Annotated in this window: 12 protein-coding genes and 1 tRNA gene; 6 read left to right on the top strand and 7 right to left on the bottom strand. The window is 65.4% G+C overall.

From position 1 onward, the window contains the following. Nucleotides 1-421 precede the first annotated feature (421 nt). The gene (locus CVV68_RS10560; RefSeq protein WP_110500980.1) at nucleotides 422-799 is read left to right on the top strand and encodes a cupin domain-containing protein; all 378 of its coding nucleotides are present in this window, start codon (nucleotides 422-424) and stop codon (nucleotides 797-799) included. 925 nt (nucleotides 800-1,724) lie between these two features. Here CVV68_RS10560 and CVV68_RS23470 read toward each other — a convergent pair. Further along, entirely contained in the window at nucleotides 1,725-1,871 is a 147-nt protein-coding gene (locus CVV68_RS23470) for a hypothetical protein (protein ID WP_170133150.1), read from the bottom strand. A gap of 793 nt (nucleotides 1,872-2,664) precedes the next feature. On the opposite strand from CVV68_RS23470, the gene CVV68_RS10575 reads away from it, so the two are divergent. Both CVV68_RS10575 and CVV68_RS10580 read left to right on the top strand, forming a co-directional pair. Then, nucleotides 2,665-2,737 (top strand) — tRNA-Ala (locus CVV68_RS10575). Nucleotides 2,738-3,153: 416 nt separating this feature from the next. Then, nucleotides 3,154-3,573, top strand: coding sequence for a VOC family protein (locus CVV68_RS10580; RefSeq protein WP_110500983.1), 420 nt, complete (start codon nucleotides 3,154-3,156; stop codon nucleotides 3,571-3,573). Between the two features lie 22 nt (nucleotides 3,574-3,595). Here the strand turns inward: CVV68_RS10580 and CVV68_RS10585 are convergent, their stop codons facing one another. The 4 genes from CVV68_RS10585 to galU form a co-directional block, all read right to left on the bottom strand. Beyond that, on the bottom strand, nucleotides 3,596-4,396 hold the full coding sequence (locus CVV68_RS10585; RefSeq protein ID WP_110500984.1) for an SDR family oxidoreductase: 801 nt from the start codon (nucleotides 4,394-4,396) through the stop codon (nucleotides 3,596-3,598). Between the two features lie 264 nt (nucleotides 4,397-4,660). Further along, a complete protein-coding gene (locus tag CVV68_RS10590) occupies nucleotides 4,661-5,488 on the bottom strand; it encodes a hypothetical protein (RefSeq protein ID WP_110500985.1) in 828 nt (275 codons plus the stop codon). Nucleotides 5,489-5,712: 224 nt separating this feature from the next. Further along, a complete protein-coding gene (locus CVV68_RS10595) occupies nucleotides 5,713-6,330 on the bottom strand; it encodes a GNAT family N-acetyltransferase (RefSeq protein WP_110500986.1) in 618 nt (205 codons plus the stop codon). Between the two features lie 5 nt (nucleotides 6,331-6,335). Beyond that, entirely contained in the window at nucleotides 6,336-7,238 is a 903-nt protein-coding gene (gene galU, locus CVV68_RS10600; RefSeq protein WP_110500987.1) for a UTP--glucose-1-phosphate uridylyltransferase GalU, read from the bottom strand. A gap of 85 nt (nucleotides 7,239-7,323) precedes the next feature. Here galU and CVV68_RS10605 point away from each other — a divergent pair, with 85 nt between their 5' ends. The 3 genes from CVV68_RS10605 to CVV68_RS10615 all read left to right on the top strand — a co-directional run bounded on the left by CVV68_RS10605 (nucleotide 7,324) and on the right by CVV68_RS10615 (nucleotide 9,555). After that, the gene (locus tag CVV68_RS10605) at nucleotides 7,324-7,953 is read left to right on the top strand and encodes a 5-formyltetrahydrofolate cyclo-ligase (RefSeq protein ID WP_245933471.1); all 630 of its coding nucleotides are present in this window, start codon (nucleotides 7,324-7,326) and stop codon (nucleotides 7,951-7,953) included. Between the two features lie 133 nt (nucleotides 7,954-8,086). Then, on the top strand, nucleotides 8,087-8,461 hold the full coding sequence (locus tag CVV68_RS10610) for an FmdB family zinc ribbon protein (RefSeq protein ID WP_110500988.1): 375 nt from the start codon (nucleotides 8,087-8,089) through the stop codon (nucleotides 8,459-8,461). Nucleotides 8,462-8,736: 275 nt separating this feature from the next. Next, nucleotides 8,737-9,555 carry an SAF domain-containing protein gene (locus CVV68_RS10615; RefSeq protein ID WP_245933472.1) on the top strand — a complete coding sequence of 273 codons (819 nt, stop codon included), beginning with the start codon at nucleotides 8,737-8,739 and terminating at the stop codon, nucleotides 9,553-9,555. 159 nt (nucleotides 9,556-9,714) lie between these two features. Here CVV68_RS10615 and CVV68_RS10620 read toward each other — a convergent pair whose 3' ends face one another. Further along, the gene (locus CVV68_RS10620) at nucleotides 9,715-14,010 is read right to left on the bottom strand and encodes an AAA family ATPase (protein WP_110500990.1); all 4,296 of its coding nucleotides are present in this window, start codon (nucleotides 14,008-14,010) and stop codon (nucleotides 9,715-9,717) included. Nucleotides 14,011-14,121: 111 nt separating this feature from the next. Then, nucleotides 14,122-15,711 carry a glutamine-hydrolyzing GMP synthase gene (gene guaA, locus CVV68_RS10625; protein ID WP_110500991.1) on the bottom strand — a complete coding sequence of 530 codons (1,590 nt, stop codon included), beginning with the start codon at nucleotides 15,709-15,711 and terminating at the stop codon, nucleotides 14,122-14,124. Nucleotides 15,712-15,794 lie beyond the last annotated feature (83 nt).

Raw genomic sequence — 15,794 nt, forward strand, 5'->3', positions numbered from 1 at the left:
ATCCGCGCAGCACACGGACTCGAAGCCCTCGGCGCCGCCGTCATGGCCCTAATGTTCGCCACCATGACAACATGAACCCCGACGAGACCGGCCGCATCCCGACAATCATGAGGACCGCTGCCCCGCATGGCTCACTTCTCCTTACGTAGGATGCTCACCGAGTGTTCAATCGGCGACGAGAACTCGCGATTCGACTGACGACCTGCTGTAGAAGAACCGCCAGCTCCCAGCGACCTCACATCAGCAGGGGTTGGGTATCGCCCGGTTGGTCCTCAGGAAGTTGGGGATGTCGGGTTGGCACGCGGAACCTCCCGGAGCCCTCTCCACCGTGGTTACGGCGTGATCTTCGGCGCAGTCTTATATGCACCAAAAGATGAACAGTTCTGAGAAATCCTTCATAACACTATGCATAGGAGAAACCATGGAAACCCTCACAGGAACACTGAGCAAGGCCGGATCCATCCACAAGGTCGAAAACGGCTATCTCGGACTGCCTTCGATGAACGAGCCTGGAGTTGAAGCCGCCATCGGTGACTCCCTCCACAACCCGCAGGGCTCGGTCATGAGCGCCGGATTCTTCGAGCTCAAAGCCTCCAATCCCCTGGTGTACACCTACACCTACGACGAAATGAAAGTCGTCATCCAAGGCGAATTCATCCTCACCGACCAGACAACAGGAGAGGTCACGCACGCCAAGGAACGCGATGTCCTGTTCTTCCCCAAGGGAACAACAGTGAAATTCGAAACCCCCGACTACGCACTCGGGTTCTTCACCGGCCACCGCTCCTTCGCACCCTAAATGGCTGGACAGACTGAAAGGAAAAGCTCATGTTTCTTAGGGAAATTATGTTCGAACGGTTCATTTTTACTTGCACAGGTTGTGACCACGCCTGGGTGGCCGACTATGACGTCCAGCATGTTGAGGACGGTCACGGGCACGAACGGGACTATTTCTTTCGCGCCCGGCTGCACTGCCCAGATCCCACCGGTCTAGGCGAAACGACATGCCCGCGCTGCGGTCGCGCGTCCATCCTTGCCCACCGCAGCGCCCCACCGACCAATCCAGCGGTCACGGACAAGGCAGCGGAGGGGCCGATCGGAATACCTGCCCCTGCCCAGGCCCAGGCACCACTGCTCTCGGGCGCACGATAGGCCCCTCGCAAGAGCCTTGGCACTGCCCCCTTTCTGGACATTCGACGCCACCTTGGCACCTCGGTGCCGGGGTGGGGTGTTACCGAGCGAGCTATTTGACGATGGCGGCGTCGCCTTTGGTGGCGATAGGATTGGGGGCGTCGTCATCGTGACATGGTGGTCGGCGCGCTGCCGGGCCGTAAGAGATAGCTATTCGCCTGGTCGTCATGGTGACGCTTTTTCCGGGCATAGCAGGGAAGAGTGTTCTCACATTTTCAGGTGCGCAGCGGCGGGCTCAGCAGGTTACCGCGTGTGAAGAGCCCAACCAGGGTCCAAGGCGGCAGACCGGGGCCAACCCGTTGCCGATAGGCCAGTGCGGCACCGGTCAAAATATTCAAGCTCCAGCCGAGCATGCTCGGCCAGGGTTCAGGAATCTGGATATAGTGATTTATTCTTGGTGTCGGTTGCCCCGTTTTATCATGGCGTATTTGAGGATCAGACCGGTGCCGGGTTGCGGGTTTCGGTGGCGGTGAGGAGGGCGCAGGGTTCAGCGACAGCCTTGGCCTTGGTCGGCAGCAGGCCGAGGGTGATGGTCAGGTAGCCGGCGGGGTGGGGTCAACATCCCCGGACTGGTTGATTACCTGGCGCATCAGGGCGGGGGCTTCCTGCTGGGCGCGCCGGTAGCCGGTGTAAGTGCGGATCTCGCGGGCGATGGTCATCGCGATGTTGTAGGCGACCATGCGGATGCCAGTGCGGATCAGTTTGAGCTCGGTGTCAAGGACCTGCTGGCCCGGGGCCAGGTCCCCGAGGCGGAGCTTGGAGGGGACTTTTTTGTGGGCTTTCTCCGCCGCGCGATCAGGGCGTTTCCTACCTCCCAGAGTGGTGCCATGGCCTGGTTGGGCATGGCACTGGTAGCGGTGACGGTCAGTGCCTCAGTGCCTTCTGGTGGGATTGTCAGCGCCATCAGGTTCATGTCAGTTAAGGCTGCGGCCTCGGTGTGCCGGGTTCTGGCGGCGGCGATTTTTTGGTAGGACTTGGCTTTGGCCGGGCTCGGCACCATCCGGTCCTGGTCTTCATCGACGCTGGCTTAGGAGTCACGGGAGTCTAGTTCGAAGTGCATGCAGGCGTAGCGGAACTGGTTTTCCTGACGTGATGGACACCAGTAACGACAAGGGCGGCCCCGCCATCGCGCCCCACCTCGCCGACATTTTCCTCATCCAAGCCCGTAACAGTCGCGACCGGACGCCGGCCCCGGTCCGAAGCGCGGCAGCGCGCGAGGTACTTTTCGGCGGACGCTTGACGACGTCGTCGGCCCGGCTGGTTACGGAGAGACCACCACCCGGGCAGCCATCCGGGTCGGAAATGGATTTCGCCACCAGGATCGGCCAGTATTGGCGCAACTAGACATGACCGCTCAGGCGACAGATAGAGGGCGGTCACCCCCTACGCTCAGAGATTATCTGGCAGAGTCAGTTTGGAATCTCCACTGATCAGGGCTTAACCTAGAAAAGCTGACGGTGTTAGAGCCGTCACGGGGCTATGGCGCAGTTGGTAGCGCGCCTCGTTCGCATCGAGGAGGTCAGGAGTTCGAATCTCCTTAGCTCCACCCCGGACGGCCCTATGGGCTGCGGTAATCCGCAGCCCATAGGGCCTTTTGTTTGCCCGAAAAGGGGGTGTACCCAACTCTTACTCGATGTCTTGGAAACAAATCAGGGGAAGTTTTGACATCCTGCGTTTTCTTTGGGTGTTGGGCTCGAGTATGGAAGTGTCAAGCCGGGATTGAGCAGTGGGGCGGTTGTGACCTGTTATGTGGATCCTGCGCTCGTGGCGTCTGGAGACGCGTTCGCCGCGGCACCGTGGAAATTTCGATGCCGACTACGTTGCCCGCCTCGGATAACGCGCCACGCCGGTGACCACCAAACACGTCACGCCGAGCTAAATGTTCTCCTCCATGGTTACCGGGCAATCATGCGAACCAGTTCGCTCCTGGCGGCAAACAGTTCGGGGTGGGACGATGCAAGCATGCCCATCAATACCAATTCCATTAACCACATCCGTTTGACCGTGACAAACATCGAACGGTCACGGGCCTTCTACGAAGGCATCTTTGCGTGGCCCGTCGCGATGGAAATACCAGCGGACACTCCGTCCAAGGATCAAGCGCGCTACGCATTCCTGTATGGCGGCGTCATATACGATCTGGGCCAATCCCTGCTGGGGCTCCGGCCCGTCTCCACGGATGGCTTCGACGAGAACCGGACCGGGTTGGACCACCTCAGCCTTGCCGTAACGTCCCACGCCGACCTTGACGCGGCCATCGAACTTCTAGACGGGTTCGGCATTGGCCATGGAGGCATCAAGGACATCGGCAGCGGATTCATCCTGGAGTTCCGCGACCCTGACAATATTGCGCTGGAACTGTTTGCGCCGAAGGCCCCGTAGCTATCTCCGCCCTCGCAGACAGCTACGTGTGCCGCGACTGGAGCCATTCGCTGAATTCAACACGTCCGACGGCGGCTTCCGGGACCAAGTTCCGCCCGGCCCGTAAGTACGTGCCAAAGGCACCCGGCAGCGGCATGGACGTCACCACACCATGCCGTCCCATCGCCGACTTCCACTGCTCCGCCATGGCCTTCATGGGCCACACGGATGGTCCACCTGCAAGTACGGAACGGTGTCGCGCAACGTTTGGGTCCAGGCCGGCAACCGCCTCGTCGACCAGCAACCGCGCCACGTCCGCCGTCGCAATCGGCTGGAACGACACACCTGAGAATGCCGGGATGATGCCGACCTTGGCACCCGTGGAGAAAAGTCCGGCCACGAGATTATGGAACTGCGTGGCATAGACCACCGTGGCAGGCACCCCGGACGACTCGTAGCTGCGCGCCCGCGAAGCCTGGACCTGGTAATAGCCCATGGAGCACTCTGCCGCGTTGACGATGGTCAACAGCACGCACCGGGAAACGCCTGCACGCTGCGCGGCCGCAAGCACGGCAACGGTGGTTGCGGAGAGCGCCTTCAGCAAAGGTCCCGTGCGGGCGTCCAGCGTCTCCACCAGGGCATCGACGCCGGCCAGGGCCTGCGCCACGCCGCCGCCTGTCCGGAAGTCGGCGGCCAGGTAGTCGGCGCCGGCCACGCGCTTTGGATCAGCAGCCGCGGGCACGTGCCTGCTCAGTGCCCGGACGCTGAAGCCCCGGCCGACGGCATCGGCCACCACCGCACATCCTGCGGTACCTGTCCCACCGGCAACAGCAATAAGCACCATGGATTGACACTACCCCGGCCAGTGCAGAACAGAATAGTCGGATCAAGTCCAGGTCTCGGCAATCTGCGTCTCGCTCCCATCCGCTCCCGGTACTCGCAAGTCCCCACCCGCTCCCGGTACTCGCAAGCTCGCAGCGGGCCACTCGCAGGTGTGGGCCCACGCAGCGGGCCCCTCGCAGGTGTGGGCCCATGGGCCCGCGCCCGCGGGGGGCCCGGCCGAGGTACGAGGCTGGGGAGCGGGTGGGGATCGACCGCCGGAGGGTAATTAAGCGCGGCGGCGCTGAAGCACGACGTCGAGGTTGTTCAGTCCGTGGGCGGCGTCCGCCGGCTTGACGGCAGCCGAAGGGGCCGGAGCAGCGGCCGGGGCTTCCTCGGCAGACTTGCCTTCAACGATCACGGGCACGGGTGCGCTGTCGCCCGTTGCGGGAACGCCGATTCCGGCCTGGTCGGCCTTGATGGATGTTCCAGTGGACTTCGGCACTTCGGGAACCGCCAGCGGGGCAACCTGGGCGGCAGCTGCACGCGCGGCCGTCACATAGCCGGGCTTAGGCACCTCCACGGGCTCCCAGGTCTCGGCGTCCAGCTCACCCTCGGCCAGGGTCTGTGTGTGTGCCAGCTTGGCGTCCTCAGTGCCTTTGGCGGCCACCCGCAGGGCGGCGTTGCGCAGTTCATCAGCCGTGAGCGGCTTCTGCACCGGCCCGGGTTCCGCGCCCTCGGCACCGTCGAACAGGACCGTCTCACGCTGTTCCACGGCGGGACCGGACCAGGCCGCGGACGCAGCGTCCGCCGTCGAACGTTCAGCAGCCGCATGTGCGGCCGAACGGCGGGCATTTTGATCCCGAATGGCCAAGGCACGCAGCCCCGCCAACACTGCCAGGAAAATGACCAGCCCAGCCACGGAAAGTGATGCCGAGCCGATGTTGAACACGTTCAACGCGCCGGAAATGCCGGCGGTGAGCAGGGCCAGCAGACCCACTGCCGCCATGGCCGTGCGGCGCCAGCGAATATTCAAGGGTGCAGGGCCGGCAACGGGCGCGACGGATGACGGTTCCGGCTCCACGTGGGCGTGGGCGTCGGAAATGATGCGTTCCATTGACGTCTCCTGCTATTGCTGGTCTGGCGTGCCGGCTGCGGCGTGGCAGTCGTGACAACCACCAAATAGGGGAAGCCCGGCGGGGGCGCTTCCACATTTCAACCCTAGAGGTGAAATATGTCGCAAGTTGCATTACTGCCGGTGTGTCGCGAGGCGGTCCCAGATTTCCTGACCGGCGCCCCTGACAGGTGCGGCCGGTTTGCCCCGCCTGCCGGGCCCTCCAGTCAGGCGCGGCCGGCCAGCCACCGGTTGAGCAGGCCGCCGGGCACTTCCTCGGCGGTCAGCGCAAAGCTGCGGTGGTCCGCCCAATCGCCGTTGATGTGCAGGTACCGCGGACGCAGGCCCTCGTCACGGAAGCCCAGCTTTTCCACCACGCGCAGGCTGGGGCCGTTTTCCGGGCGGATGTTGATTTCCATCCGGTGCAGGCCCAGCGCCCGGAAACAGTGGTCCGTCACCATGGCCACTGCGGTGGGGGCTATGCCGCGGCCCGCCCGGTCCTGGTCCACCCAGTAGCCCAGCGTCGCCATCATCGCCGAGCCCCACATGATCGAGGACACCGTCAACTGCCCGACAATCACGGGCTTGCCCTGCCCGGGCACCCGCTCCGTGATGACAAACGGCAGCGCCGCCGCCGCCCGGGCCTGCTCGTTGAGCGCCCGGACCATCTGGCCGAAACTGGGCAGTTCGCCCTGGCTCGCCGGGTTGCTGGCCTCCCAAGGCTGCAGCCAGTCCGCATTGCGGGCACGCACGCGCGTCCACTCGACCCTGTCCCGCAGCCTGATGGGGCGCAGGACCAGGTCTCCGGATTCCAGCGTCACCGGCCACGTGGCCTGGCCCCACACGTGGGCTACTTGTGCAGCTCGGCTGCGAACTCGCCCAGCCACTCGCGCAGGTCCGGGCCCAGGTCGTCGCTCTCGCAGGCCAGGGTCACCACTGCCTTCAGGTAGCTGAGTTTGTCGCCCGTGTCATAGCGGCGGCCGCGGAACACGACGCCGTACACGCCACCGCCGTCGCCCTCGCGTGTGGCGAGGGTCTGCAATGCGTCGGTGAGCTGGATTTCATCGCCACGCCCCGGAGGGGTGTTTTCCAGCACCCCAAAGACGGCCGGGTGCAGAACGTAGCGGCCAATGACGGCCAGGTTCGACGGCGCGTCCTCCACCGCAGGCTTCTCCACCAGGTGGTTGACGCGCACGTAGTCCTCCCCCTCAATGACGGTCATGTCGGCGCAGCCGTATGCGGAAATCTTGTCCCTGGGCACCTCGATCAGCGCAATGACTGATCCGCCGGTGCGTGCCTGGACGTCGATCATGGTGGTCAGCAGTTCGTCGCGCTCATCAATCAAATCATCGCCGAGCAGCACCGCGAAGGGCTCGTTGCCCACGTGGGTCTTGGCACGCAGCACTGCGTGTCCCAGGCCCTTGGGGTCGCCCTGGCGGACGTAGTGGATCTCGCCCAGGTCGGTGGCGTGCTGGATGGCGGCCAACTTCTCGAAGTCGCCCTTGGCCTCCAGCAGCTGCTCGGTGACGGGCACGCGGTCAAAGTGGTCTTCCAGGGCCCGCTTGTTGCGTCCCGTAATCATCAGCACGTCCACCAGGCCGGCACTGACGGCCTCCTGCACCACATACTGGATGGCGGGCTTGTCGACCACGGGCAGCATTTCCTTCGGCATCGCCTTTGTTGCCGGCAGGAAGCGGGTCCCCAAACCGGCCGCAGGAATGACGGCTTTACGTACGCGCGAAACTTCAGTCATGCTCCTAGGCTAACTGACGTTCCCGCCATTTCCGCGCCGCGCCCTGCTAGCTTGGGCATGTGACCGCCAACGAACAGGAAAGTCCGTGACCCCCGCCACCAAAATCCAATGGCGTTCCCGCCTGCGCTCCGCCCGCCTTTCCATGGACGACGCCGTCCGTCACCGCGCCGCTGCCGGCCTGGCTTCAGCCGGGGTGGGGTGGGTCAGCGAACTGCGCGGCTCCGGGTCCCCGGGAATCGTTTGCGCCTATGTCTCCTCCGGCAGCGAGCCGGGCACCGGCGCGCTGCTGGAGGCCCTGGGCGATGCCGGGCACCTCATCTTTGTTCCCGTGTGCGAACCCGGGCATCAACTGTCCTGGGCACAGTGGAGCCCGGGGGTCACCATGGCACGGAGCACGCTGGCGCCCGTCCTGGAACCAACGGGGCCGCGCCTGCCCTTCGCGGCGCTCGGCGCCGTTGACGGCATCCTGCTGCCGGCGCTGGCGGTGGACACATCCGGCGTGCGGCTGGGCCAGGGCGGCGGCTACTACGACCGTTTCCTCGCCACCCTGGCGTCCCCGGCGGAAGGCGGGGTTCGCGCTGTACCGACGGCCGCCGTCGTCCATGAACGGGAAGTCTTCCCGCCCGGGGTCCTGCCCCACGATGACCTGGACCGCCCGGTGGACTGGGTGTTGACGCCCAGTGGCTGGAACCGGGCCGGCTCCCCGGATTTGTGAAATAAATAACGTGCCCGGGGCGTTGTCGAGAGCGGTGATAGAATTAGCACTCGGGACCCTGGACTGCCAGAGCGTGCAAAGGTCATTGCAACTGCAGCCGCGGTCCTGACGCATGTATCCAGGAGGAAAACCAGTGCCCACTTACGCCTACGCCTGCAAAGACTGCGGCCACGCATTCGACATCCAGCAGTCGTTCAGTGACGATTCCCTGACCGTCTGTCCCGAATGCCGTGGAAATCTGCGCAAGAAGTTCAACTCCGTGGGCGTCGTATTCAAGGGCTCGGGCTTTTACCGCACCGATTCGCGCGCCGGCTCCAGCACCGTCCCGGCCGCCAGCGGCACATCCGGTTCCGCGAGCGACTCCGGCGCCTCCAGCACCGACTCCGGTGCCAAGACACCCGCACCGGCCGGGGTATCCAGTTCCGGCCCGGCTTCGTCCGCTTCCGGCTCTTCGCGGCCTGCTTCAAAGGCCGGCGCCGGCAAGGCCGCCGCCCCCGTCGCAAGCTAGAACCCGACAGTGCTCCCCGGCAGCTTACCCCTGTCCGGGACCTCTCCGGCGTGGCCGCTGCCAGGTTCCGTCCGTTCCCTTGTCTTGACCCGCCGGCGTCTTGACCCGCCGGCGTCTTGACCCGCCGGCGGCCCAGCCATTCACGGTGCCCAAGCCGACGCCCCACGGGCTGTTTATGCCGCCTTCCTCCCTGCACAGGCTTTGCGGCGTACTCCACTGCACACATTGTGAAGCCTGACCCGGATCCAAAGCCCCGACAGATCTAGCGTGGCCTTATGAGGTCTTCCACCAGCAATGCAATGCGCGGGCAAGCCGTGCACCACCTTTCGAACGGTCCGTCCTGGGCTCCCGGGGCACGCCCGGCCACTCCGGCCGAAAGATTCCGGCGCTGGGTTCGCCGCCGCCGCCGGCTGGTGGCGGCATTGTTGCTTTGCGCGGCGGCCGCCGTGGCGGTCCAGCAGCTCACTCCCGCCAGCCCGGACACCACCACGGTGATGGTCGCTGCCCACGACCTCCCGGCCGGCCACACATTGGGTCCGGCCGACCTCACCGCCGCCGCCGTCAGCCCGTCCATGGTTCCCGCTGGCAGCCGTCCGGCCGCGGCAATGGAGGCCGCCCCGGACCAGACGGACAGCGGAAAGCCCGGCAGCGACAGTCAGGATGGCCGTCCGGATGCCCGGCCCGGTGCCACCCTAACCTGGGTGGGCAGGCGCGTTTCGGGACCGGTGCGCCGTGGGGAAGTCATGACAGACGCTGCCCTTCTCAGCGACGGACTCCTCGTCGGCGCTCCGGCAGGCAGCCAAGCTGTCCCGCTGCGGCTCACCGACCCCACCACGGCGCAATTACTGCGCCAAGGCCAATTGGTCGATGTGGTGCTCAGCGCCAGCCAGGGCCTGGATGGACCGCTGCGCAACGAGGTTCTGGCACGCGCAGTGCCCGTGTTGTGGACCCCGGCACTGGCCGCGCCGACTGGCGGGCTGCTGCCGGCCCAGGACACGGAGGGCCTGGTGGTCGTGGCTGCCACTGGCGAGTCGGCGGTATTGCTCGCGGGGGCCTCCGCCAGGGGAAAGGTCTTCCTGGTCCTGGTGAAATGAGGCCATGGCGAATTGAGGCCTGGTCGCAGGGCAGCTTCCTCCGGTTTTGAACGAAAAATGCCGCCTGTCCCGCGGATGCGCCACCGGTAAGCCGGGTGCAGGGAGCGGGATCGGCGGCATTGGGATACGCCGTACTTGGGGGGTCCGGTTCCGGTGCCGTTAGCTCCAGTGCGGCGGCTTGTTTTCGCGCAGCCACTCGTCATGGCCATGGTCACCGAGGTCATCGCCCCAGGTGTGGGCTGCGTCGTGCGGCGCCACCTTGGGCAGCACTTCGGCGTCGTCCGACGTGGCGCCGGGAGCATCAGGCGTGTCAGTACCGTTCCCCGGGGCGGCAACGCCATTCGTGTTCTTGTCCGGCTCGTTCACCGTGGTCACGCTTCCTTCACTTGCAGTTGCCGTCTTACCGGGCGTCGGTTCCGCTGGCGATCCGCCCTCGGCGCCACCGCCCTTTTCACCCGCTTCTTTCGCACCGGTTGCGGAGTTCACGCCGTCCGCTTCTCCGCCATGTTCGGTCGGAGCTGTGGCGTTTTGTTCCGCTTTCGCGGTTTCCGGCCCCGTAGCGCCGGGCCGGTGCACATTGGGGGCCGCGTGCTCCCCCGCAGCCGTGCGGCGTCTTGACCGCGGTGAATCGATGACGGCCGTCATTGAGGTGTCCAGGGCCGTCCCCATCAGGGAGGGCAGCTCCTCTTCACCCGCGGAGGAGACCAGTCCCAGATACCGTCCGATCTGGTCGGCACAGCTGGAGGGGTCGGTGAAGACCTCAATGGTCCACAACGGCACATAGCGCCAGCCGAGCTGCTCCAGCATTTGCGGGCGGAGGCGGCTGCGTTCGCGCACGCTCATGCTTCGGTATTTGGCTGTGCCGTCTGATTCCACCGCCACCGGGACAGGGATCTCATGGTCCTCGCGGCCCAGCAGCGTCACTGGATCCGGGGCCGCAACAATGTCCAAGGCACCGTCATAGTGGTGCCAGACCCTGGCTCCCCGGGCCCGCAGCCGGTCGGCAAGGTCGGCCACCAGCGGGTCCTCGCCGGTTTGCCGTTCGCTGTCCTGTGCCCGTGAAGCGGGTGTCCCCAGCAGGGAGTTTCCGCCCAGTTCGCGGTCCAGGAGTTCAAAAAAGTCGACGGCGCCATGGCTGAGCCGCTTCTCGTCCAGGTCTTCCGGGCGGAAGCAGCTGATGATGTGGTTGTGGTGCCGCGCCCGGGTCATGGCCAGCGCAAACTTGGCGCGGCCGTCGGGTTCGGACAGGGGCCCGAAACCGTGCAGCGCCCTGCCGTGGGGTGTGCGCCCGTAGCCAAGCGAGAAGATCACCCGGTCCCGGACCAGGCCGGCGGCACGGTCCACCGTAACGACGCGGAAGGACTCCGGACCGGATTCAAAGAAGGCGGCCAGCAGCGGGTGGTTGGCCATCTGCAGGCGGATGGCCTGCGCCACGCGGACGGCATGCCGGTCGCTGGCCGTGATGACGGCCAGCGATTCGCGCGGGCGGACCCTGGCGTGTTCAAACACCATATCCACCACCCGGTTGACCTCGGCCACCACTGATTCCACGCCGCTGTCACCCGCCCCGGGCAGGCCCTTGCCATCCGGCAGGTAGTCAACTGTCAGCGAGCGTTCCAGCCCGGTCACGGCCCGGCCGTCGGGAAGGCGCTGCAATTGTGAGTCGTAAAAGCCGCGGCTCAGCTGCAATACCAGGTCCTCGTCAACGGCCCGGTAGGAGACCGTCAGCCGGTGCCGGGCCAAAACCCGGGACAGGGCTCCGAACACGCTTTCCAGCGGGTGCTGGTCCTGCGCCCGGTTTTCCGGATCCCCCACGGCAACGCTGAAGCTGCGGGGACACGCTGTTTGTTCGTCACCAAAGGCAACCACTTGTTCGGCCCGCGCCAACGCCGGCAGGGCGGACTGCAGTGACGTGGATTCAGCATCCAGGATGACTACGGTGTCGAAGCGCAACCCCGCGGGAATCACCGAGGGCACTACCAAGGGGCTTGCGGTGAAGACAGGGACAAGGTTCTTCAGAAGGTCCGGAGCCTGGACTCCCAGTGCTTCCAAGGACACCCGGCCGTCCTTGAGCACATTGCGCAGCATCTCGCCCTGGCGGTTGCGCCCGGCAACCACCTCACGCCACTGCTGTGCCAGTTTCCAACGGATCCGTGCCGGTCCGGCCGCCACGTGGGCCTGGTCGGCCAGGCGGAACTCGGCTTCGAGCCTGCGCAGCTTGTCGCCGTCGGACATGGCCAGGTAGCCGTCGCCGCTGATCATAGCTTCCAGGGCGGACTGCCACCAGGCGAGTTCCAGTTCTGCGCGGGTTTCAGAGGCTGCCACCTCACGGCGGGCAAGGTCGTCAAGAAGCTCCCCCAACCCTTGTTCGCGCATGCTCTCCAACAGCAGGGTGCGCTCCGGCAGTGTCTCCAGCGACTCCCTGTCCTGGACCAGCGCATCCAGCCGGCCCACCAGCTCGCCGGCGTTGGAGTTGGCCAGGTCACCGCCGTCAACGGTGCGTTCCAGCGTCGTGCCCAACGTTTGCAGCTTTTCGCTCAGCTCCCGGTAGCTGCTGTTCAGCTCGGCCAGCCCGGCGGGGACCGTCGGGTGCCGCTTGCTGGTGGCCGCCTCCGACCACAGGGAACTTTGCTCGTTGACCAGCACCAGCGAATCGTGCAGGTCCGCGATGTGCACGCCCGGACGGACAAAATCCTTGGCATTGCGGCGGTACCGCGCGCGTTGCAGCGCGGGCATGTCAATGCCCCGGTCACGGCGCCATGCCGCGGTGGCCGTGGCCGCAATCATCTCGTCGATGGGCCAGTCAAAAACGTCGGATTTGAACTTGTCCAGGCTTTCGCGGATGGCCACCAGCATGTCCAGCTGGCGTCCCCACTCGGCAAAGGTGTTGCCGTGGCGGATTTGTCCGAAATCGGCAACCTCGCGCATTTTCCCGGCAAATGCGGGGACCTGCCTGAACAATGTTTCGGCCAGGGCGTAGGCCGTTTCGGTTTCCTTCCGAGTCACCAGCCGTGCCCCATGCCAGGCGCTGCCCACAGCCACCTTGCTGAACGAGCCAAGTTCGGCCGCCCGGCGGAGGCGCCCGCTCAGTTCACCCCGGTCCTTGATGCTGTCAAGGACGCTGCGCTTGAGCCGGACCGTCGTCGCGGGGGCCGGGTGGATTGACGTCAGTTCCGCCAGCGACTGCATGGCCTGGTACGGCGAGCAGCCCCAGCGTTCGCGCACATTGTGAAGGCTGGACACATGGTCCACCAGCTGGTGGCGGTGGTCCACCAGCGTCTGGAACACGCTGTCCAGCTGGGGTTCGGACGCCTTTTCGTTGCGTGTGATCGAACGGATCAGCTGCGACTTGATTTGCTGCGGACCCGTCTGGGCGCTGAGCTGGAGCAGCAGCGAGTCCAGGTCCATGCTGCGCAGTATTTGTGCCAGCTCGTTCAACGTGCTGCGGCGCTCCCCCACCACCAGCACGCTCTTGCCGTCGTGTACCAGCTGGGCAATGGCGTTGATCGCCGTCTGCGTCTGGCCGGTGCCAGGCGGCGTCGAGACCAGGACGGATTCGCCCTGGCCGATCAGGTCAAGCACATACTGCTGCTGGGGATCGGCATCCCGGACCAGGATTTCATCCTCGGGAAGCCGATCATCCAAGGGTGTAAACCGGGAAAAGTCAGGTTCCAGCTCGACAGGAAGAATGTCGCCCCCGCTGTTGCGCTGCAGCCGGTCCAGCAGTTCCGTTCCGGCAAGCAGTGCGGGGTCGCGGAGGTTGTCGGCCAGGAAGGCAAACGTTGAAACGAGCAGGTCGTTTTCCACGGTGGCGCCGGCAATGGGCGCCAGAAGGGTGCGCAGCTTGTCCAGCACCGGTGCCGGGTCAAAGCGGGCGGTGCTGTAGGCCAGCCGTCCCAGGGCGGGCGCGTCCACCCTGATGTTGGCGTTCTGGGCCAGGTGGGCCACGAGGGCGGGGTTGACCTTCGCCTGTTCCATGAGCTGGAGTTCGTAGTCGTCCTGCCCTGCTCGCACGGTCAGTGCGACGGCGGCCAGCAGAACGGGTGCGCAGACCGCACCGCTGTTTTGGCCGCCCACAACGGACCAGCGGGCCAGCCCGGCGGCGAGGTATCCGACGTCGATCCCGCGGTCGGTGCTCAGTTCAAAGACCTTGGCGCGAAGGGATCCGGCGGCACGTTTGGCGGACGTGTAGTGCTCGGGTTCGCGGATCAGGGTGGACAGGCGCGTTTTCCGGCCCGCCAACAGCTGGGCGAGCCCGGACGGGTGTGCATGGGTGAGGTCGATGCAGCCGGCCGCCGTCTTGGCGAAAGCCAGTGCGGTGTCGGGCCCCGCGTAGCTGTCCAATCCCGCAAGCCATGTTTGGAGCTCGACGGAGCTCCCCTCGGGACTTGCAACTTCGGACACGGGTGCCTTCTTCTCTGCGCTTGCGCGGAACGGTCTTGACCATACTGACATGCAATTCAGGCTATCGCCCCAACCCTGCCAATGCCTGCTCGGCACACTGGAGGGCAGCAAATTAAGCCCTAAGCGGGGCTCAGGGCCGCCCTCCAGTGCCCCGTTGGGGCATTACTCCCACTCGATGGTTCCCGGCGGCTTGGACGTGACGTCCAGGACAACGCGGTTAACGCCGTCCACCTCGTTGGTGATTCGATTGGAGATCCTCGCCAGCAGATCGTACGGCAGGCGCGACCAGTCCGCCGTCATGGCATCTTCGGAGGAGACCGGACGCAGCACGATCGGGTGTCCGTAGGTGCGCCCGTCGCCCATGACACCCACGCTGCGGACATCAGCCAGCAGCACCACGGGCATCTGCCACACTTCGTTGTCCAGGCCGGCCGCGGTCAGCTCGGCACGGGCAATGGCGTCGGCCTTGCGCAACAGCTCAAGGCGTTCGCCAGTGATTTCACCGACGATCCGGATGCCGAGGCCGGGTCCGGGGAACGGCTGGCGGCCAACGATCTCCGCGGGCAGGCCCAGCTGGGCGCCGACGGCACGGACCTCGTCCTTGAACAGCGCGCGCAGCGGCTCCACAAGCTCGAAGCGCAGGTCCTCGGGAAGGCCGCCCACGTTGTGGTGGCTCTTGATGTTGGCCGCACCTTCGCCGCCGCCGGATTCGACGACGTCGGGGTACAGGGTGCCTTGCACCAGGAACTTGATCTCTTCGCCTTCGGAGGCGGCCTCGGCCATGATGGCGCGTTCGGCTTCCTCGAAGGCGCGGATGAATTCGCGGCCAATGATCTTGCGCTTGGTTTCTGGATCGGACACCCCGGACAGGGCGTTCAGGAAGCGGTCCTGCTCGTTGGCGACGTAAAGCTTGGCGCCAGTGGAAGCCACGAAGTCGAGCTCAACCTGCTCGGCCTCACCCTCCCGCAGAAGTCCGTGGTTGACAAAGACGCAGGTCAGCTGGTCGCCAACTGCGCGCTGCACCAGGGCCGCGGCAACGGCCGAGTCGACGCCGCCGGAAAGGCCGCAAATGACCTGGGCGTCGCCAATCTGTTCGCGGATGCGGTCAACCTGCTCGTCCAGGATGTTCCCGGTGGTCCAGTTGCGTTCCAGCTTGGCGCCGTTGAAGAGGAAGTTTTCCAGCACCTTCTGGCCGAACTCGGAGTGCTTGACCTCGGGGTGCCACTGCACCCCGAAGAGGCACTTTTCTTCGTTGGCGAACGCGGCAACGGGGGCCCCGGCGGAGGAGGCCAGCACATCGAAGCCCGCGGGGGCCTCCAGCACGCTGTCGCCGTGGCTCATCCACGTGTTCTGCGATGCCGGGGTGGCGGCGAGGATGGACCGGCTTTCACCCGTCAGGGTCACATGGGTGGCGCCATATTCACGCGCACCTGTTTTGGCTACGGTGCCGCCCAGTGCCGCCGCCATGGCCTGGAAGCCATAGCAGATGCCCAGGACCGGGATGCCGGCTTCAAAAAGGTCTGCACCCACGTTGGGCGCACCCTCTGCGTAGACACTGGACGGTCCGCCGGAGAGGATGATGGCAGCTGGGTTCTTGGCCAGCAACTGCGCAGTTGTATGGGTATGCGGCACGATTTCCGAGTACACATTGGCCTCACGCACACGGCGCGCAATCAACTGGGCGTACTGGGCACCGTAGTCCACAACCAGGACGGGCTTCTGGGAAGTCTGGGCCGTAGCGGGATTAGTCACGGTTCAATCTTAACCCACTCCATCCCCCGGCCAGCCCGTCAGGGCCGTCAAGTGACGGCCGCCTCACACGGAGTCCGCCTCAC

The organism is Arthrobacter livingstonensis (assembly GCF_003219815.1).
Classification (GTDB): Bacteria; Actinomycetota; Actinomycetes; order Actinomycetales; family Micrococcaceae; genus Specibacter; species Specibacter livingstonensis.

Coding starts and splice junctions, on each gene's coding strand:
- CVV68_RS10560 (WP_110500980.1), top strand. CDS start 422: ATGGAAACCCTCACAGGAACACTGAGCAAGGCCGGATCCATCCACAAG.
- CVV68_RS23470 (WP_170133150.1), bottom strand. CDS start 1,871: ATGGTCGCCTACAACATCGCGATGACCATCGCCCGCGAGATCCGCACT.
- CVV68_RS10580 (WP_110500983.1), top strand. CDS start 3,154: ATGCCCATCAATACCAATTCCATTAACCACATCCGTTTGACCGTGACA.
- CVV68_RS10585 (WP_110500984.1), bottom strand. CDS start 4,396: ATGGTGCTTATTGCTGTTGCCGGTGGGACAGGTACCGCAGGATGTGCG.
- CVV68_RS10590 (WP_110500985.1), bottom strand. CDS start 5,488: ATGGAACGCATCATTTCCGACGCCCACGCCCACGTGGAGCCGGAACCG.
- galU (WP_110500987.1), bottom strand. CDS start 7,238: ATGACTGAAGTTTCGCGCGTACGTAAAGCCGTCATTCCTGCGGCCGGT.
- CVV68_RS10615 (WP_245933472.1), top strand. CDS start 8,737: ATGAGGTCTTCCACCAGCAATGCAATGCGCGGGCAAGCCGTGCACCAC.
- CVV68_RS10620 (WP_110500990.1), bottom strand. CDS start 14,010: ATGTCAGTATGGTCAAGACCGTTCCGCGCAAGCGCAGAGAAGAAGGCA.